The sequence below is a fragment of the Vagococcus sp. WN89Y genome (genome assembly GCF_052220145.1).
Lineage (GTDB): Bacteria > Pseudomonadota > Gammaproteobacteria > Enterobacterales > Enterobacteriaceae > Kosakonia.
Map to the genome: position 1 here is coordinate 1 of NZ_JBQPOM010000066.1, position 19,019 is coordinate 19,019.

At 53.0% G+C, this 19,019-nt stretch carries 14 protein-coding genes; 9 read left to right on the forward strand and 5 right to left on the reverse strand.

The features are described 5' to 3' along the window. Positions 1–160 precede the first annotated feature (160 nt). The 5 genes from ACTU3N_RS18870 (at position 161) to aceK (ending at position 6,690) form a co-directional block, all read left to right on the forward strand. Positions 161–583 (forward strand): YjaA family stress response protein, encoded by a 423-nt coding sequence (locus ACTU3N_RS18870; RefSeq protein WP_443087661.1) that lies wholly within the window; start codon positions 161–163, stop codon positions 581–583. A 131-nt stretch (positions 584–714) separates the two neighbouring features. Beyond that, positions 715–1,644 carry a homoserine O-succinyltransferase MetA gene (metA, locus tag ACTU3N_RS18875; protein ID WP_443087662.1) on the forward strand — a complete coding sequence of 310 codons (930 nt, stop codon included), beginning with the start codon at positions 715–717 and terminating at the stop codon, positions 1,642–1,644. 246 nt (positions 1,645–1,890) lie between these two features. Beyond that, positions 1,891–3,492 (forward strand): malate synthase A, encoded by a 1,602-nt coding sequence (gene aceB, locus ACTU3N_RS18880; protein ID WP_443087663.1) that lies wholly within the window; start codon positions 1,891–1,893, stop codon positions 3,490–3,492. A 54-nt stretch (positions 3,493–3,546) separates the two neighbouring features. Continuing rightward, the gene (gene aceA, locus ACTU3N_RS18885) at positions 3,547–4,866 is read left to right on the forward strand and encodes an isocitrate lyase (RefSeq protein WP_443087664.1); all 1,320 of its coding nucleotides are present in this window, start codon (positions 3,547–3,549) and stop codon (positions 4,864–4,866) included. A gap of 75 nt (positions 4,867–4,941) precedes the next feature. Beyond that, a complete protein-coding gene (aceK, locus tag ACTU3N_RS18890; RefSeq protein ID WP_443087665.1) occupies positions 4,942–6,690 on the forward strand; it encodes a bifunctional isocitrate dehydrogenase kinase/phosphatase in 1,749 nt (582 codons plus the stop codon). Between the two features lie 65 nt (positions 6,691–6,755). On the opposite strand, the gene iclR is transcribed toward aceK, so the two are convergent. Continuing rightward, positions 6,756–7,580, reverse strand: a complete 825-nt coding sequence (gene iclR, locus ACTU3N_RS18895; protein WP_443087666.1) for a glyoxylate bypass operon transcriptional repressor IclR — start codon at positions 7,578–7,580, stop codon at positions 6,756–6,758. Between the two features lie 194 nt (positions 7,581–7,774). Here iclR and metH point away from each other — a divergent pair, with 194 nt between their 5' ends. From metH to ACTU3N_RS18915, 4 genes are all read left to right on the forward strand, one after another. After that, complete coding sequence (gene metH, locus ACTU3N_RS18900) at positions 7,775–11,461, forward strand: methionine synthase (RefSeq protein WP_443087667.1); 3,687 nt, start codon at positions 7,775–7,777, stop codon at positions 11,459–11,461. 220 nt (positions 11,462–11,681) lie between these two features. Next, on the forward strand, positions 11,682–12,491 hold the full coding sequence (locus tag ACTU3N_RS18905; RefSeq protein ID WP_443087668.1) for a hypothetical protein: 810 nt from the start codon (positions 11,682–11,684) through the stop codon (positions 12,489–12,491). Beyond that, complete coding sequence (locus ACTU3N_RS18910) at positions 12,475–12,942, forward strand: hypothetical protein (protein ID WP_443087669.1); 468 nt, start codon at positions 12,475–12,477, stop codon at positions 12,940–12,942. The genes ACTU3N_RS18905 and ACTU3N_RS18910 overlap by 17 nt, the downstream gene beginning before the upstream one ends. 175 nt (positions 12,943–13,117) lie before the next feature. Then, positions 13,118–14,749 (forward strand): Na/Pi cotransporter family protein, encoded by a 1,632-nt coding sequence (locus ACTU3N_RS18915; protein ID WP_443087670.1) that lies wholly within the window; start codon positions 13,118–13,120, stop codon positions 14,747–14,749. A gap of 16 nt (positions 14,750–14,765) precedes the next feature. Here the strand turns inward: ACTU3N_RS18915 and ACTU3N_RS18920 are convergent, their stop codons facing one another. From ACTU3N_RS18920 to lysC, 4 genes are all read right to left on the reverse strand, one after another. Next, a complete protein-coding gene (locus ACTU3N_RS18920; RefSeq protein WP_443087671.1) occupies positions 14,766–15,038 on the reverse strand; it encodes a DUF3811 domain-containing protein in 273 nt (90 codons plus the stop codon). 203 nt (positions 15,039–15,241) lie between these two features. Continuing rightward, positions 15,242–15,793, reverse strand: coding sequence for a hypothetical protein (locus ACTU3N_RS18925; protein ID WP_443087672.1), 552 nt, complete (start codon positions 15,791–15,793; stop codon positions 15,242–15,244). A gap of 160 nt (positions 15,794–15,953) precedes the next feature. Beyond that, on the reverse strand, positions 15,954–17,450 hold the full coding sequence (locus ACTU3N_RS18930) for a hypothetical protein (RefSeq protein ID WP_443087673.1): 1,497 nt from the start codon (positions 17,448–17,450) through the stop codon (positions 15,954–15,956). Positions 17,451–17,602: 152 nt separating this feature from the next. Further along, positions 17,603–18,952 carry a lysine-sensitive aspartokinase 3 gene (gene lysC / locus ACTU3N_RS18935; RefSeq protein ID WP_443087674.1) on the reverse strand — a complete coding sequence of 450 codons (1,350 nt, stop codon included), beginning with the start codon at positions 18,950–18,952 and terminating at the stop codon, positions 17,603–17,605. Positions 18,953–19,019: the final 67 nt, after the last annotated feature.

The window sequence follows — 19,019 nt, forward strand, 5'->3', positions numbered from 1 at the left end:
CTCCCCATGCGAGAGTAGGGAACTGCCAGGCATCAGATAACGAAGAACCCCGACCGCAAGGCCGGGGTTTTTTGCTTTCTGTCGCGCAGAAACAGTCCGGGCGCGCCTTCTGCGGATGCGGTAAACTTATTGGTTTACTTTATCCATCAAGGAGGTCGTCATGGTGATCCTTTACGCCCGGCTGTATAAAAACCGCATGGTTGTGCGCAATCTCAGCACTCAGCAGCAGGCCTCCGGTAACCAGACCTTCAGCAACCAACGCATACTTATCGCCGACTTCTTCCCGGCGGAAAAATTGCTCCACGGATTGATTCAACAAGTCGCACCACGAACCCTCTGGCATTCACTGCCTGGCATAGGGCGTCTGGCCATCCTTTCCCATGCGCTGGAGATGAATGAAGGCGGCTTATCACCGGTCGAAGAGCGCGCTATTCTTGAGATGACCTTTCACGCCGCCCGGAGAAAATGCCGTGAACCGAGAGTTGTTGCTGGCCCGACAGCGCTCAGCGACCAGCAAGTGCTGGCAGCGCTGGGGTTTGCAAACAACGCCAGAGATGATAACAAGCCGACGATCGTTAGCTAGCTTCTCACGCATCCTGGAGTCGTGAAACTTTCTCACCTTGCATTTCCATGCTCGACTTTTTAGTCATTCCTGGGTATCTTCGGCTATCTGGATGTCTAAACGTTTAAACGTATGCGGTGAGGAAATAAGTTATGCCGATTCGGGTGCAGGACGAGCTGCCAGCCGTCAATTTCTTGCGCAATGAGAACGTCTTTGTCATGACGACCTCACGCGCGACAGTTCAGGAAATTCGCCCCCTTAAGGTGCTGATCCTTAACCTGATGCCGAAGAAAATTGAGACGGAAAATCAGTTTCTGCGCCTGTTATCGAACTCACCGCTGCAGGTCGATGTTCGCTTGTTGCGCATCGATTGTCGCGAGTCGCGCAACACGCCAGCTGAGCATCTCGACACCTTTTACTGTAATTTCGACGAAATTTGTCACGAAAACTACGATGGGTTGATTGTTACCGGTGCGCCGTTAGGGTTGGTGGAGTTCAACGATGTTGCATACTGGCCCCAGATAAAACAGGTGCTGGACTGGGCCAAAGATCACGTCACGTCGACCCTCTTCGTCTGTTGGGCTGTCCAGGCAGCGTTAAATATCCTCTACGGCATCCCTAAACAAACCCGCAATGAAAAGCTTTCCGGCGTATACGAACACCATATTCTCCATCCTCACGCGCTGTTGACCCGTGGTTTTGATGACGTTTTCCTCGCACCCCATTCGCGCTACGCCGACTTCCCGGCCGCACTTATCCGCGACTACACGGATTTAGAAATCTTTGCTGAAACGGAAGGGGGCGACGCCTACCTGTTCGCCAGCAAAGATAAACGTATCGCTTTCGTGACCGGTCATCCGGAGTACGATGCTAACACGCTGGCGAATGAGTACTTCCGCGATGTCGACGCTGGTCTGAGTCCTGAATTGCCCTATAACTACTTTTTGCATAACGATCCGCAGAACAAACCGCGTGCATCCTGGCGCAGCCACGGCAATTTGCTGTTTATCAACTGGCTAAACTATTACGTTTACCAGATCACGCCATACGATCTTCGCCATATGAATCCAACGCTCGATTAAGCGTTTCAGCCTCCCATCCCGGGCGCCTTCTGGCGCCTTTTTTGTTTCCAAAAATCGCTTCTTAATCAGAATAAAAAATAATATCTATGTTATCAATAAATTAACTTTATTTTAAATTGAAAATGGAAATTGTTTTTGATTTTAGAAAAGATAGGGTCCAGGATTGATCTTGCTGAACGAAAATTGCACAGCCGACTTCGTTCGCACGGGAAACAGTCTTCGCTGCAAATAAAGAGGAACCGGACTATGACACAACAGGCGACCACGTCCAATGAACTGGCTTTCACTCAGCCGTATGGCGAACAAGAAAAACAAATACTTACTCCGGAAGCGGTGGAATTCCTGAGCGAACTGGTGGCGCGCTTTACGCCTGAGCGTAATCAGCTATTGACGGCACGCCAGCACCAGCAACAGCAGATCGATGCCGGAACCTTGCCTGATTTTATTTCGGAAACCGCTTCCATTCGTGAAGGTGAATGGACAATCCGCGGCATTCCTGAGGATTTACTGGATCGTCGTGTAGAAATCACCGGGCCGGTCGAACGCAAAATGGTGATCAACGCCTTAAATGCAAACGTAAAAGTGTTTATGGCTGACTTTGAAGACTCCCTGGCACCGAACTGGGGAAAGGTCATCGACGGGCAAATCAATCTGCGTGATGCGGTAAATGGCACCATCAGTTACACCAATGAAGCGGGAAAAATCTATCAATTAAAACCCAATCCGGCGGTTCTGGTTTGCCGGGTGCGTGGCCTGCATCTGCCGGAAAAACACGTGACCTGGCGCGGCGATGCTATCCCCGGCAGCTTGTTTGATTTCGCCCTTTACTTTTTCCACAACTATAAAAACCTGCTCGCCAAAGGCAGCGGCCCCTATTTCTACTTACCTAAAACCCAGGCCTGGCAAGAAGCGGCATGGTGGAGCAAGGTGTTCAGCTACACGGAGGATCGCTTCAACCTGCCGCGCGGCACCATCAAAGCGACGCTGCTGATTGAAACCTTGCCCGCCGTGTTTCAGATGGATGAGATCCTCCATGCACTGCGTGATCACATTGTCGGCCTGAATTGTGGCCGCTGGGATTACATCTTCAGCTATATCAAAACACTGAAAAATTACCCGGATCGCGTGCTGCCTGACCGCCAGGTGGTGACGATGGATAAACCCTTCCTGAGTGCTTATTCACGCCTGCTGATTAAAACATGTCACCGGCGCGGCGCATTCGCCATGGGCGGCATGGCGGCCTTTATTCCCAGCAAAGACGCCGAGCGCAACAACTGGGTACTGAACAAAGTGCAAGCCGATAAAGAACTCGAAGCGAAAAACGGTCACGACGGCACCTGGATTGCGCACCCTGGGCTTGGCGACACGGTGATGGAGGTCTTTAACGCCGCGCTGGGCAATCGTAAAAACCAGCTGGCGGTCAGCCGCGAAGATGATGCGCCAATCACCGCAGAGCAACTGCTGGCACCTTGCGAAGGCGAGCGTACCGAAGAGGGGATGCGCGCCAATATTCGCGTCGCGGTGCAATACATCGAGGCGTGGATCTCCGGCAACGGCTGCGTGCCTATCTATGGTTTGATGGAAGACGCGGCCACCGCAGAAATCTCCCGCACCTCCATCTGGCAATGGATCCATCACCAAAAAACGCTCAGTAACGGTAAGCCAGTGACCAAAGCGCTGTTCCGCCAGATGCTGGGCGAAGAGATGCAGGTTATTGAGCAAGAGCTGGGCGAGGCGCGTTTTAGCAGCGGGCGTTTTGACGATGCCGCGCGGCTGATGGAGCAAATCACCACCTCCGATGAACTGATTGATTTCTTGACGCTGCCCGGCTATCGCCTGCTGGCTTAACACGCTGACGACACAACTTCACCAATAACGCCTGGGTTTCCAGGAGTGAACAATATGGAGCATCTGCACATGAAAACCCGTACCCAACAAATCGAAGAATTACAGAATGAATGGACTCAGCCGCGCTGGGAAGGTATCCGTCGCCCTTACAGCGCGGAGGAGGTGGTGAAATTGCGCGGTTCGGTGAACCCGGCGTGCACGCTGGCAGAGCTTGGTGCCGCGAAAATGTGGCGTCTGCTGCATGGCGAGTCGAAAAAGGGCTATATCAACAGCCTGGGCGCGCTTACCGGTGGGCAGGCGTTGCAGCAAGCGAAAGCAGGGATTGAGGCGGTGTATCTTTCCGGCTGGCAGGTCGCGGCAGATGCTAACCTCGCGGGAAGTATGTACCCGGACCAGTCGCTCTACCCGGCAAACTCAGTGCCGTCGGTGGTTGAGCGCATCAATAATACTTTTCGCCGTGCGGATCAGATCCAGTGGGCGGCAGGTATTGAGCCGGGCGACGCGCGCTATGTGGACTATTTTCTGCCGATCGTGGCTGACGCGGAAGCCGGTTTTGGCGGCGTACTGAACGCGTTTGAACTGATGAAATCGATGATTGAAGCCGGTGCAGCGGCTGTTCACTTCGAAGATCAGCTGGCGTCAGTGAAGAAGTGTGGTCATATGGGCGGGAAAGTGCTGGTGCCAACCCAGGAAGCGGTGCAGAAACTGGTTGCGGCACGCCTGGCGGCAGATGTCCTGGGCGTTCCGACCCTGCTCGTGGCGCGCACCGATGCGGATGCCGCCGATCTGATAACCTCCGATTGCGACCCGTATGACAGCGCATTTATCACCGGCGAGCGCACCAGTGAAGGGTTTTATCGCACCCAGGCGGGCGTCGAGCAGGCGATTAGCCGTGGCCTGGCTTACGCACCCTATGCAGACCTGGTGTGGTGTGAAACGTCAAAACCCGATCTCGACCAGGCGCGCCGTTTTGCTGAAGCTATTCATGCGAAATACCCTGGCAAGCTGCTTGCCTATAACTGCTCGCCATCATTTAACTGGAAAAAGAATCTCGACGACGACACCATTTCCCGTTTCCAGCAAGAGTTGTCAGATATGGGCTATAAGTTCCAGTTTATTACCCTCGCCGGTATCCACAGCATGTGGTTCAACATGTTTGATTTAGCCCACGCTTATGCGCAGGGAGAAGGCATGAAGCACTACGTTGAGAAAGTGCAGCAACCTGAATTCGCGGCGGGTAAAGAGGGCTATACCTTCGTCTCTCACCAGCAGGAAGTGGGTACTGGCTACTTCGATAACGTCACCACGATTATTCAGGGCGGCGCCTCCTCCGTGACCGCGCTGACCGGTTCGACCGAAGAAGCACAGTTCTGAGCCTCAGACCCTCTCGCAGGAGAGGGTTTTCCCCTTTGGGAAGAGAACACTAACCGCCTGCTATGAGGGAAAGCTATGTCGCGTGGCCTGGAGTTGTTGATTGCCCAAACAATTTTGCAGGGGTTCGACGCCCAGTACGGGCGTTTTCTGGAAGTGACCTCCGGCGCGCAGCAACGCTTTGAGCAGGCTGACTGGCATGCCGTCCAGCAAGCGATGAAACAGCGTATCCACCTCTACGATCACCACGTCGGTCTGGTAGTGGAACAACTGCGGTGCATCACTGATAGCCAAACCCCTGACGCGGCGTTCTTACAGCGCGTGAAAGAGCACTACACGCAGCTATTACCGGAATACCCACGTTTTGAAATTGCCGAAAGTTTCTTTAACTCTGTCTATTGCCGCCTGTTCGATCACCGCTCGTTAGCCCCGGAGCGATTATTTATTTTTAGCTCGCAGCCTGAGCGGCGCTTTCGCACCATTCCTCGCCCGCTGGCCAAAACCTTCTGGCCAGAACGCGGCTGGGAGGCGCTGCTCACTAAGCTGCTGTCTGATTTACCCCTGCGTTTGCCCTGGCAGGATAAGGCGCGCGACGTGGGGTATATCGCCGCGCATCTGACGGAAGCCTTCGGTAGCGACACGCTTAGCCAGTCTCATCTGCAGGTGGCGAACGAACTCTTTTATCGCAACAAAGCCGCCTGGCTGGTGGGCAAGCTGGTTACGCCTGGCGCGACGCTGCCCTTTTTGTTGCCGATTCACCGCACTGATGATGGAGAACTGTTTGTTGATGCCTGCCTGACGACCCCGGCGGAAGCCAGTATCGTTTTTGGTTTCGCCCGCTCCTATTTTATGGTGTATGCACCGCTGCCTGCGGCAACCGTTGAGTGGCTGCGCGAGATCCTGCCGGGGAAAACCACCGCCGAGCTGTATATGGCGATTGGCTGCCAGAAGCACGGCAAAACAGAAAGTTACCGTGAATATCTGCACTATGTGACCGCCAGCAACGAACAGTTTATTGAAGCGCCAGGCATTCGCGGCATGGTGATGCTGGTCTTTACCCTGCCCGGTTTCGACAGGGTTTTCAAAGTCATCAAAGACGTTTTTCCGCCACAAAAAGAGATGAGCGCAGCGCATGTGCGCGCCTGCTATCAGCTGGTTAAGGAACACGATCGCGTCGGGCGCATGGCCGACACGCAAGAGTTCGAAAACTTCGTGCTGGAAAAGCGGCAGATTTCCGACTCGCTGATGGCGCTGCTGCTGGAGCAAGCGCCGGGCAAAATCACTGACCTTGGCGAGCGCATCGCTATCAGCCATCTCTATATTGAGCGCCGGATGGTGCCGCTCAACATCTGGTTCGAGCAGGTGAGCGGCCCGCAACTTCGCGATGCGGTAGAAGAGTATGGCAATGCCATACGTCAGCTGGCCGCTGCTAATATTTTTCCCGGCGACATGCTATTTAAAAACTTCGGCGTGACCCGCCACGGGCGCGTGGTGTTTTATGACTATGACGAAATTTGTTATATGACCGAGGTGAATTTCCGCGATATTCCGCCGCCGCGTTACCCGGAAGACGAGCTGAGCGCCGAGCCGTGGTATAGCGTTGCGCCAGGCGATGTGTTCCCGGAGGAGTTTCGCCACTGGCTGTGCGCTGACCCGGCGATTGGCCCCTTGTTTGAAGAGATGCACGCGGATCTCTTGCGCGCGGATTACTGGCGCGGCTTGCAGGCGCGCATCCGACAGGGGCATGTGGAAGATGTCTTTGCCTACCGCAGACGCCAGCGCTTTAGCGTGCGCTTCGGCGCGGGCGCGCTGAGCAAGGCCGGGTGAGATAGCTGAGAAGAACGTAACGGGCAGCGATCGCTGCCCGTTGTCCGTTGCGCGCTCGCCTGAATTCAGAGCATTCCGCCATATTCGCGCGTCACTTTCCTGGCGCCACGGATAACCATCGCGCCTAACTCCGTCACACGATCGTCCGTAATGCGCGAAATGGGGCCGGAGATTGACAGCGCGGCGAACGGCTCGCCGTGCTCATCATAAATACAGGCAGCGACGCAGCGCAGACCGAGCGCATGTTCCTCATCATCAAAGGAGTAGCCGCGCTTACGCGTCTGGGCGAGATCTTCTTTGAGATGCACCGGCGAAACCAACGTCGCATGGGTGTAGGCGTGTAAACCCTGGCGATGCAGCAGATGGCTGACCTGGTCTTCATTTAGCCGGGCCAAAAAGGCTTTTCCGGCGCCGGAGGCGTGCATCGGGAGTTTGCCACCAATCGGCGCAGACATACGCATCAACTGTGTACATTGCACCTGATCGATAATGATGGCCTGATGATCGCTCTGATCAAGTACCGCCAGATTGACCGTCTCACCGGACTCTTCCATCAGGTCACGCAGGATAGGATGAACAATCGCCATCAGGTTGCGGCTTTGCAAAAAACTGCTGCCGACAATAAAAGCATGTGCGCCAATAGCCCAGTGGCCCAGCTCGCCAACCTGGCGAACAAACCCTTGTTGTTGCATAGTGGTGAGCAGACGATGGGTGGTGGAATTGGGTAAACCAGCCTGCTGCGCCAGCTCCGTGAGCGCTACGCTGCCGTTGGATTCGGCAATCCATTCCAGTAGTTTCAGACCACGGGTCAGCGACTGGACTTGTCCACCGGCCGGAGCGGCGGGGGTGGTTGCTTTTCTGCCTCGTTTCGCGGGAACGGTAGCGACCATTGCGGGCTCCTTTTTCTGTATCGTGGAAATCGTTTTCGTTTTAACTGAGTATAACCTAACTCTTTAACAGACTGATCGGATGAGTGATGCTGAACATCTCTCATGTTAAAGCAGTGTGACTTTTCCCTCTCGCCACTTTGTGCCAGTATGGCTTGCTGGCCTTTTGGCCTGATTGAGCCTTGTCGGGAGCACGTGTGAGCAGCAAAGTTGAACAACTGAAGCAGCAGTTAAATAAGCGAATCCTGGTTCTGGATGGCGGAATGGGAACCATGATTCAGAGCTATCGATTGAGTGAGCAGGATTTTCGCGGCGAGCGTTTCGCCGACTGGCCCTGCGATCTGAAAGGGAACAATGATTTGCTGGTTCTCAGCAAATCGCAGGTGATAGCAGAAATTCACGACGCCTATTTTGCCGCCGGCGCGGATATCATCGAAACCAACACCTTTAACTCCACAACTATCGCTATGGCTGATTACCAAATGGAATCGCTATCGGCGGAAATCAACTTTGCCGCTGCCAGGCTCGCGCGCGCCTGTGCGGATAAATGGACGGCGCAGACACCAGAAAAACCGCGCTATGTTGCCGGGGTGCTTGGCCCGACGAACCGTACAGCTTCTATTTCGCCGGATGTGAACGACCCGGCATTTCGTAATATCTCCTTTGATCAACTGGTTAGCGCCTATCGCCAATCAACCAAAGCGCTGGTGGACGGCGGCGCGGACCTGATCCTTATCGAAACGGTGTTCGATACGCTTAACGCCAAAGCGGCGATTTTTGCTGTCAAAGCAGAGTTTGACGCGCTGGGCGTGGCGCTGCCGATCATGATTTCCGGCACCATTACCGACGCATCCGGGCGCACGCTCTCCGGGCAGACGACGGAGGCGTTTTATAACTCGTTACGCCACGCGGATGCGCTCACGTTTGGCCTTAACTGTGCGCTGGGGCCGGACGAGCTGCGCCAGTATGTACAGGAGCTTTCGCGCATTGCCCAGTGCTACGTCACCGCACACCCGAACGCTGGCCTGCCCAATGCGTTTGGTGAATACGATCTTGATGCCGACACCATGGCCGCGCAAATCCGCGAGTGGGCGCAGGCCGGTTTCCTGAATATTGTCGGCGGCTGCTGTGGAACCACGCCGGAGCATATTGCTGCGATGAGCCGGGCGGTAGAGGGGCTGGCGCCTCGTCAGCTTCCGAAGATTCCGGTGGCATGTCGCCTGGCGGGCCTTGAGCCGCTGAATATTGGCGACGACAGCCTGTTTGTGAACGTTGGCGAGCGCACCAACGTCACCGGTTCGGCTAAATTCAAGCGGCTTATAAAAGAAGAAAAATACAGCGAGGCGCTGGATGTGGCGCGGCAGCAGGTTGAAAGCGGCGCACAAATTATTGATATCAATATGGATGAGGGGATGCTGGACGCCGAAGCGGCGATGGTGCGCTTCCTCAACCTGATTGCCGGTGAGCCGGACATTGCCCGCGTGCCGATCATGATTGATTCCTCGAAATGGGACGTCATCGAAAAAGGGCTGAAGTGCATCCAGGGCAAAGGCATCGTCAACTCTATCTCAATGAAAGAGGGAGTGGAGGCGTTTATTCATCACGCGAAGCTGGTGCGCCGCTATGGTGCCGCCGTAGTGGTGATGGCGTTTGATGAAGAAGGCCAGGCGGATACCCGCGCGCGCAAAATCGAAATCTGTCGCCGCGCCTATAAAATTCTCACCGAAGAGGTGGGTTTCCCGGCGGAAGATATTATTTTCGACCCGAATATTTTCGCCGTTGCGACCGGGATAGAAGAGCACAACAACTATGCCCAGGATTTTATTGGCGCGTGTGAAGATATCAAACGCGAGCTGCCCCACGCGCTGATCTCCGGTGGCGTCTCAAACGTGTCGTTCTCGTTCCGTGGCAACGATCCGGTGCGCGAAGCGATTCACGCCGTGTTCCTTTATTACGCCATCCGTAACGGTATGGATATGGGTATCGTCAACGCCGGGCAGCTGGCGATTTACGACGACCTGCCAGCGGAACTGCGCGATGCGGTAGAGGACGTGATCCTCAATCGCCGCGACGATGCGACCGAGCGGTTGCTGGATTTGGCAGAAAAATACCGGGGCAGTAAGGCCGCCGATGACGGCGCAAGCGCGCAGCTGGCGGAGTGGCGCAACTGGGATGTCAAAAAACGCCTGGAATACGCGCTGGTCAAAGGTATTACCGAGTTTATCGAGCAGGATACCGAAGAAGCGCGCCAGCAGGCCGCACGGCCTATTGAGGTTATCGAAGGGCCGCTGATGGACGGCATGAACGTGGTCGGCGATCTGTTTGGCGAAGGTAAAATGTTCCTGCCGCAGGTGGTGAAATCGGCGCGCGTGATGAAACAAGCAGTGGCGTATCTCGAACCGTTTATTGAAGCCAGCAAAGAGAAGGGCAGCAGTAACGGCAAGATGGTGATCGCTACCGTGAAAGGCGATGTGCATGATATCGGCAAGAACATTGTTGGCGTTGTGCTGCAATGTAACAACTACGAAATTATCGATCTTGGCGTGATGGTGCCAGCGGATAAAATCCTGAAAACCGCTCGCGAAGTGAACGCAGATTTAATCGGCCTCTCCGGGCTTATCACCCCTTCGCTGGATGAAATGGTCAACGTGGCGAAAGAGATGGAGCGCCAGGGCTTTACCGTTCCGCTGCTGATTGGCGGCGCGACAACGTCGAAAGCGCATACGGCGGTGAAGATTGAGCAGAACTACAGCGGGCCGACGGTCTATGTGCAAAACGCCTCACGCACCGTGGGCGTGGTTTCGGCGCTGCTTTCTGCAACGCAGCATGATGAATTTGTCGCCCGTACGCGCAAAGAGTATGAAACTGTGCGCATCCAGCACGCGCGTAAAAAACCGCGCACGCCGCCGGTAAGCTTGCAGGCTGCGCGCGAAAACGATCTGGCCTTTGACTGGCAAAGCTATACGCCGCCGGTGGCGCATCGTTTAGGCGTGCAGGACGTTGAGGCCAGCATCGAGACGCTGCGCAACTATATTGACTGGACGCCGTTCTTTATGACCTGGTCGCTGGCGGGCAAATACCCGCGTATTCTGCAAGACGAGGTGGTAGGAGAAGAGGCGCAGCGCCTGTTTAAAGACGCTAACGATATGCTCGATAAGCTGGGTGCGGAAAAGCTGCTCAATCCACGCGGTGTGGTGGGGCTGTTCCCGGCGAATCGCGTGGGGGATGATGTCGAAATTTATCGTGATGAAACCCGCACGCATGTGCTGACGGTCGCGCATCATTTGCGCCAGCAAACGGAAAAAGTGGGCTTTGCCAACTACTGCCTGGCTGATTTTGTTGCGCCGAAACACAGCGGCAAAGCGGATTATATCGGCGCATTTGCCGTGACCGGCGGTCTGGAAGAGGACGCGCTGGCGCAGGCATACGATGCGGCGCATGATGATTACAACAAAATTATGGTCAAAGCGGTGGCCGACCGCCTGGCGGAAGCTTTTGCGGAATATCTGCACGAGCGGGTGCGCAAAGTTTACTGGGGCTACGCGCCCTACGAGAACCTTAGCAATGAAGAGCTCATCCGCGAAAACTACCAGGGCATTCGCCCGGCGCCAGGCTACCCGGCCTGCCCGGAACACACCGAGAAGGGCACCATCTGGCAGCTACTGGATGTAGAAAAGCACACCGGTATGCAACTGACGGAATCTTTTGCCATGTGGCCGGGCGCGTCTGTTTCCGGCTGGTATTTCAGCCACCCGGACAGCAAGTATTTCGCCGTGGCGCAGATTCAGCGTGATCAAGTGGAGGATTATGCTCGTCGTAAAGGTATGCCGGTGACAGATGTTGAGCGTTGGCTGGCACCGAATTTAGGCTACGATGCAGATTAATATTACGGGGGCATTTCATATGCCCCCTTTTTGTATAGCCCTCACCAAAAAATTCCTAAGCAAACATAATACAAATTGAAACTAAGATGATTCTTAAAGTAAGATATTTTCTTAGGCGCTTTTTCCGCTTCATGCGTATGATGGTCGCTGCCTTAAGGCAAAATTGCTTACTTTTTTGTTGCCCATTTACTTTTCGTAAATTTAACCAGGGTCTTCTGAAATGGATATTTATGATATAAGAAAAAGAAATCTTTTGCCGAAGGATTTTGAAAACATCCTGGCGCCAGATATCGCTAAAAATTTTATTAAAAAAGAGTATTTCATTGAAAATAGCCCCAATAATGTACTGGGCAGTATTGATGGATATACGATAAAGCGTCATCATGGCTTCAAATACGGTTTACCGCACGATCCGTTAGGCCATCAAAAAGAAAAATACATTGAAAGCCTGGTGGATAAAGGCGTGGTCGTCGTGGTGCGCCCGAATGTAAGCGCGCGCAGTCGCTTCTATTATCCTTTCTTTATCGCCGAAAATGCCGAACTGTTTTGTGTGCAAAGCATGTCGTTTAATGCAGTGTATATCAGAACTATTTTGCACGGTTTTAAAGACAGCGTAGCAAGGCATGGCCGCCCGGCTCCGACCCGCAGCACCTTTGTGCCGGTGACGCCGGAGTATGGTCCTGGTTTCTGGAAAACCAGCGAAAACGACTTCCACGGGGTGAAAAATGCGGCGGTGATGCTGCTCAATCGGGCAACCAGCATGGGGGATGAAGGGCGCGTGTTTGGGTCAGACGGTAAGGATTATATGAACACCTCGCGCGATAAAATCCAGCAGTGGACGCCGGTACCCGAAAGCGTTTCGCCGGACAGTCGGGAGATAATCTATAATCGTTCGGTTATCAGGCGCTATGGCGAAAAACGTTCTATTTACCAAAAATACCAGGAAGGCGATGATGCCTGGGCCGTGTCGGGTAAGTCATGGTACTGGATTCCTGGCGTAAGAGATGAAGATTATGAATTTAAAAAATAAAATATTCGTTTTCTGGGGAATAATGGATGTGCTGGCGTTAGCCAGTTATTTTGTCTTTTCTTTGCAGAGTGGAAATATACCTTTCTACTCCGATATTAAAGGTTTTTATAATACTTACCCGCAATTAGGGGTGAGCGGGCTGACGGGCGGATTCCTCCAGTTCCTGTTTCTTATCAATATCGCACTGATTGTGTCGCTTGTTTTTTCTGCATGGATGATGACGGTAAAAAAAGAGATCAATAATGTCTTCTTTATTGTGCAGGAAATTGCGCGGCTGCTTTCACTAAAATGCTCATTGACGTTGATTCCGTTGTTTCTGCATTTCACCGGTTTTAGCGTGGCGTGGGTGGCGATTACGCTGTTTTTACTTTCTGAAGTGTTAAAAATCGCTTCTGTCAGCTGGGCAAAACGTAAAAATAGCCCGCAAACGGATGCCGCTCTCTCCCGCTAATCGCGAAAGCCTCGTTGCGGTCACAAAACCGTCATTTTTCCTTACAACTCCCGGGGCGCTTAAGCTGCGTCCTGCGCCCTTTCTTGTTTTAACACCTTATACTTACGTTATTAAAGTTGACGTTGTCCCAGGGATAACTGGCAACGCATAACAACAAAAAGGAGGAATGTAGTCTGTGTTGACATTGCTTCATCTGCTTTCGGCAGTCGCTTTGCTGGTATGGGGAACGCATATTGTGCGTACTGGCGTGATGCGTGTTTTTGGCGCGCGTCTGCGTACCGTACTGAGCCGCAGCGTTGAAAAAAAACCGCTCGCCTTCTGCGCTGGCATTGGCGTGACCGCGCTGGTGCAGAGCAGTAACGCCACGACGATGCTGGTCACATCCTTTGTGGCGCAGGATCTGGTCGCACTCACCCCGGCCTTAGTGATTGTGCTGGGGGCCGACGTCGGGACAGCGCTGATGGCGCGCGTCCTGACCTTCGATCTCTCATGGCTATCGCCGCTGCTGATTTTTGTTGGCGTTATCTTCTTTCTTGGGCGAAAACAAACGCGCGCCGGGCAACTGGGCCGCGTTAGCATCGGTCTTGGGCTTATTCTGCTGGCGCTGGAGCTTATCGTGCAGGCGGTCACGCCTATCACTCAGGCAAACGGCGTACAGGTTATTTTTGCGTCGCTGACCGGCGATATTTTGCTGGATGCGCTGATTGGCGCCGTGTTTGCCATTATCAGCTACTCCAGTCTGGCGGCCGTGTTGCTGACCGCCACCCTTGCCGCGGCAGGCATTATCTCGTTCCCGGTCGCGCTGTGCCTGGTGATTGGCGCTAACCTGGGTTCCGGCCTGCTGGCGATGCTCAATAACAGTGCCGCGAATGCCGCTGCGCGTCGCGTGGCGCTCGGTAGCCTGCTGTTTAAGCTGGTGGGCAGCTTAATTATTCTGCCGTTTGTCCATCTTCTGGCTACTTCTATGCAGAGATTGCCGCTGCCCGAAGCCGAACTGGTTATCTATTTTCACGTCTTCTATAACCTGATTCGTTGCCTGGTGATGGTGCCTTTTGCCGGGCCGATGGCGCGGTTATGTAAGCGAATGATTCGCGAGGAGCCGGAGCTGGATGCGCGGCTGAAGCCAAAACATCTTGATAGCTCGGCGCTGGATACGCCAACGCTTGCGCTGGCGAATGCAGCGAGGGAAACGCTGCGGATGGGCGATGCGATGGAACTGATGCTCGAAGGCCTGCATAAAGTCATACATGGCGAGCCGCGCCAGGAAAAAGAGCTGCGCAAACAGGCTGATGATATCAATGTACTGTATACGGCCATTAAGCTTTACCTGGCGCGCATGCCAAAAGATGAACTGGCGGAAGAGGAATCAAAGCGCTGGGCGGAGATCATTGAGATGTCGCTCAACCTGGAACAAGCCTCTGACATTGTCGAGCGTATGGGCAGTGAGATTGCCGATAAATCTCTGGCCGCCCGCCGCGCATTTTCGCAAGAAGGGTTGCAGGAACTCGATGCGCTGCATGAGCGCCTGCTCGGTAATCTTAAACTGGCGATGTCGGTATTTTTCTCTGGTGATGTCACCAGCGCCCGGCGTTTGCGTCGCAGCAAACACCGTTTTCGCATTATGAACCGCCGCTACGCGCACGCGCACGTGGATCGCCTGCACCAGCAAAACGTGCAAAGTATTGAAACCAGTTCGTTACATCTGGGTCTGCTTGGCGATATGAAGCGCCTCAACTCGCTGTTCTGTTCGGTCGCTTATAGCGTGCTTGAGCAGCCGGATGAAGACGGCGAACGCGATGACTATTGAGGCGAACCTGGGTGAGTTAACGCCTGCCGCGTGTTGAGGTGCTGGCAGACCAGGAGAATGTTGCCTCGCTGTCGGGTTTATAAGCCTGTTGCTTACGAAGCTGGCGGGCTTTTTTTGCCGTAAGCTCGCGCTCGGCCATCAGCTTATCGATAAACTCTTTCTTCACATGGTTCGCTTCAGAATTGCTGAGCGGGCGTCCGTGCGCGATGCGGGCGCGATCGAGCAGCGTTTTCAGTTCTCGCTGCTCACTTTCCGTCATCTCTTTTTGCGTCAGTCTGGTCTGGGCCATGGGATTGTCTCCTGAGGAAGTGTATCGAGTGTACGCGACGAATGGCTGTTGTGCATGCCCCGTTTGCGATTAATCCGCCACAGAAACGCAATTCTGGAAAATGCCTCGCAAGACGGCTTTTATTCGAGTGACATCCGCGGTGCTCGCGGTAATATTCCGGCTGGTAGTCAGCGGTGTTATTTGCCCGCAGCGGTCGTACTGATTCAGTGGCCCGTTAATGCGAGGCGCGCGCTCCAGCTGGCGCCAAAACCATTGATATAATGGCTATCCAGGATCTGTTGTTTCGCATCGCTGCCCAGCCTCAGGCCGAGCGCATAGATTGTGGCATCATAAAGCGTTTCCTTGTCCTGGCATTGCAGGATAAACGCCAGGCCGCGCAGGTTTAGCGCCGGATCGGCGTCGATTTTTATTGATTGATGCTTAGGAAAATTTTTACAAATCGCTGTGGCGTATGTTTTGGCTTTCCCCTCTTCACCCCTATTATTGAGGATAGTGATAGCCATACCCAGCGCCTGGAGCCTTTCATCCCAGGATTTCACAGCGTCAATACTGGCAATGACCGAGAGCGCAGCATCGTTGCGTGTGGCGTTATATAAGTGCAGCTCCCTGGATTTTAGACGGTAGTCGGTATGGTAATTTTTGACGTGGTGAAGGGGGCCGGAGGGAGTATCCGCGCTGTCGGACGTTTCGCTTTGCTGCTTTCTCGCTTCAAAAGGGAGATAGGGTCGGTTTCGATAGCGGATAATGTTATGCATAGAAGTAAAGATTCTTGATACAGAATTGCCTGTATATTCGCAGGATGAATGAAATTTTTCTTTCAAAAAAGGTGCATTGTCCTGAATAAAAGCGCACAGGTTTCCCTGCGCGCTTTATCGCTTTTTCGCTTTTGCACCGCTACGGCATGTGCAGAACGTATTATTGCTGCTGACTCCAGCGGGGGTGATTTTTGTCAGGCTCAATAAGCATTACCAGACCTTTGAAACCCGTTCCCGGAACCGGGGAAATTGTTTGCAGGTGCTCAATGTTTTTTCTCTCTTTTACATTCCAGTATTGTTCAGTGTGCTCAATACGATATTTGTAGAGCCTTTTACCCGTTTGTGGATCTTTGTAATCCATGTATAAATGATTTTCCTGCGCTGAAGGGGAGTAAAATTCCTTCATACGGCTTGCTTTCAGGCTTTGATTGGATTTAAACAGTAATTCAACAGGAATGCCGGGGTGTTTTTCTTGCCAGTGGTTAAGGGTGCATATTTCCCTTTCGCTATCATACCATGATATAACTGACGCATGCTCGAAAGTTTCTACGCTATTATGATTCGCAAAAAACCTGTCATCATAAATATCATAAAGGTCATCTGTCTCAAGGGCATAAAAAATGATAATGCCTTTATCATTAATATTATTCTTCAGACAATCTTTGAATTCTATAAGATTTTCCGGACGAACCATTTCGACACTATAACCAATTTTCTCAGCTATTTTTTTCAGGGTCGTCGACTGCAAAATTTCCCCCTGCAATGACCCCTCTTCTTTTGCCATTTGCCTCAGGCTCACACCATAATGATGTTCCTTCAGAAGCGGCAGAGCATGTTTCCCCATGCGCTCAGCAAAATAAGCATCCAGCTGGCTTAAACTGACCAGTTTGCAATGCTCCCCGCGACGCGGAGCAATATGCTCTTGTTTAAAATGAATACCGGTTCCGTGAGTCGCTTCGTACAGTAACTCCTGGTTTCTGATTATCGGATTATACTCACTTAATTTTTGTTTCAGTGCGCGGCACTCGGTCTTTAATTTCTCATTCCGGTAATGCTCACGGCGGGACTGAACTTGTTTTTCCCGTAACTGGATGTGGGCATCGTCTCGCTTTTTAACAAGTTCAACGAGTTTACCTGGTTCCATAGGTGAGATATTTTTTAATACGCTGGAAATATCTTTCTCATATCCAGTATAACGTTTCTCAGAAAGCGGTGTTTTATTATTATCTTCTGCTTTCTTTTTGCCAACGGATGTTGAAATGCTCGCATTATTTTCGCGACTGATGTTATCGCTACCGTCCTGTTTCGACGCCCTGGGCGAAGAATCGGTAGCGGTGTTTTTATCTGAAGTTATGCTATTGCAATTATAAATAAATTTTTCGATCTGTTGTTTTAAGGTGGGCTTGTTTACCCAATTAAGAATATTTGTTAATTGGTTGACTACTTCTGCTGAACCTTCAGAATAGGGGATTCTGATATCTTTAAGGAAGATGTTTTGTGCTTCATTTCTTGATAGCTTGCTCGTTGAGTTGGTTATTTCTACCAGCCCGGCGAGTGTTTTTTTAGATAAAGAATCATTGTTTACCTTTTTAAACAATGCACTCGTTATGTTATCGCGATTAACGTCAATACGCGCAGAAGATTTAACAAAAACCATTTTAGCCTCTGAAAAAAGCGGCAGGGTAGAAAAATCTTAGAGAGGTATCTTTCAAAAAACGCCAGGGAGATCGGCGAAGCACTTTTCAGGCAGGTTATGTCATTGAAAAATAACCCGGCAAAATATTTATCGCCGGGAGATATTTTCGTCACTTATTCGAACAGATTATGATGCAGTTTCTGCACTACTTGTTCGGCTTCCGCGCCCGGAACCAGGAAGCAGAGGTTATGGCTGGATGCGCCATAGCAAATCATGCGGATGTTGAATGGCTCCAGCACGCCAAACACCTCTTTGCCGACGCCGCAGGCTTTTGACAGGTCGTTGCCGATAAGCGCGACCAATGCCAGGTTCTCTTCCACTTCAACGCGGCACAAAGAAGACAACTCGGTAAGCAGCGCCTGGGTCAGCAACGTGTCGCCCGTCGAGGTGGAACCGGTGGTGTCCAGCGTGAGCGCCACGCTCACCTCCGAGGTGGTTATCAGATCGACAGAGATATTATGCCGCGCCAGGATGCCGAAAACTTCTGCAAGAAACCCGCGAGAGTGCAACATATTCAGGCTATGTAACGTCAGCAGCGTTTGCTTGCGGCGCAGCGCCAGTGCACGAAACAGCGGCGGATGCGGCGTTTTGTTGCATACCAGCGTGCCGCCAGCTTTCGGGTCTTTGCTTGAGCCGACAAACACCGGGATGTCGCTGCGCACCGCAGGCAGCAGCGTTGCCGGATGCAGCACTTTCGCGCCGAATGTCGCCATTTCTGCCGCTTCTTCAAAGGCGATTTCATCAATACGTTTCGCTGCCGGAACCACGCGCGGGTCGGTGGTGTAAATGCCCGGTACGTCCGTCCAGATATCAACGCGCGCGGCGTGCAATGCTTCGCCCAATAGCGCCGCCGTATAATCGCTGCCGCCGCGACCCAGAGTAGTCGTGCGGCCTTTCGCTTCGCTACCAATAAACCCCTGCGTGATGGTCAGCCCGTCGGCCAGGCGCGGAGAAAGCAGCTGCTCAGCCAGACCGGAGAGGGCGGTAACGTCCGGCTCGGCGCGGCCAAAGCGATCGTTGGTGCGCATCACTTTACGCACATCAAACCACTGTGCCTGTACGCCGCGCTCGCGCAGTACTTCCACAAACAACAGCGTCGACATCAGTTCGCCGTGGCTTACCAGCTCATCCGTCAGCGCGCTGGACGTCGCAAGTGAAGCCGCTTCGGCAAGCGTAGTGATATTTTCCAGCAGGCGCTCAATCTCTTCACGAATCACATTCGGGGAGGAGAGTCGTTCCAGGATATCGAACTGAATCTTGCGAATAGCATCGAGTTTGACGAAGCGCTCGCTGGCTTCCAGCCCTTCGGCCAGCGCGACTAATAAATTGGTGACGCCAGCAGAGGCGGAGAGCACCACCAGGCGGGTATGAGCATCGGCAAGCACCACGTCGGCGCTGCGGTTCATTGCATCGTAATCGGCAACGCTGGTGCCGCCAAATTTGGCGACAACTAAATCAGACATAACTACCTCGTGTCAGGGGATTTTCTCTTCAGCCATGGCACAAGGAAAGAGCGGGTAACGGGGGTGG

Excerpts from the sequence above, each read along its gene's own strand:
- aceA (WP_443087664.1), top strand. The coding sequence starts at position 3,547 with ATGGAGCATCTGCACATGAAAACCCGTACCCAACAAATCGAAGAATTA.
- ACTU3N_RS18870 (WP_443087661.1), top strand. The coding sequence starts at position 161 with ATGGTGATCCTTTACGCCCGGCTGTATAAAAACCGCATGGTTGTGCGC.
- lysC (WP_443087674.1), bottom strand. The coding sequence starts at position 18,952 with ATGTCTGATTTAGTTGTCGCCAAATTTGGCGGCACCAGCGTTGCCGAT.
- ACTU3N_RS18910 (WP_443087669.1), top strand. The coding sequence starts at position 12,475 with ATGAATTTAAAAAATAAAATATTCGTTTTCTGGGGAATAATGGATGTG.
- ACTU3N_RS18930 (WP_443087673.1), bottom strand. The coding sequence starts at position 17,450 with ATGGTTTTTGTTAAATCTTCTGCGCGTATTGACGTTAATCGCGATAAC.
- ACTU3N_RS18920 (WP_443087671.1), bottom strand. The coding sequence starts at position 15,038 with ATGGCCCAGACCAGACTGACGCAAAAAGAGATGACGGAAAGTGAGCAG.
- ACTU3N_RS18925 (WP_443087672.1), bottom strand. The coding sequence starts at position 15,793 with ATGCATAACATTATCCGCTATCGAAACCGACCCTATCTCCCTTTTGAA.
- aceK (WP_443087665.1), top strand. The coding sequence starts at position 4,942 with ATGTCGCGTGGCCTGGAGTTGTTGATTGCCCAAACAATTTTGCAGGGG.
- ACTU3N_RS18905 (WP_443087668.1), top strand. The coding sequence starts at position 11,682 with ATGGATATTTATGATATAAGAAAAAGAAATCTTTTGCCGAAGGATTTT.
- metA (WP_443087662.1), top strand. The coding sequence starts at position 715 with ATGCCGATTCGGGTGCAGGACGAGCTGCCAGCCGTCAATTTCTTGCGC.
- aceB (WP_443087663.1), top strand. The coding sequence starts at position 1,891 with ATGACACAACAGGCGACCACGTCCAATGAACTGGCTTTCACTCAGCCG.
- iclR (WP_443087666.1), bottom strand. The coding sequence starts at position 7,580 with ATGGTCGCTACCGTTCCCGCGAAACGAGGCAGAAAAGCAACCACCCCC.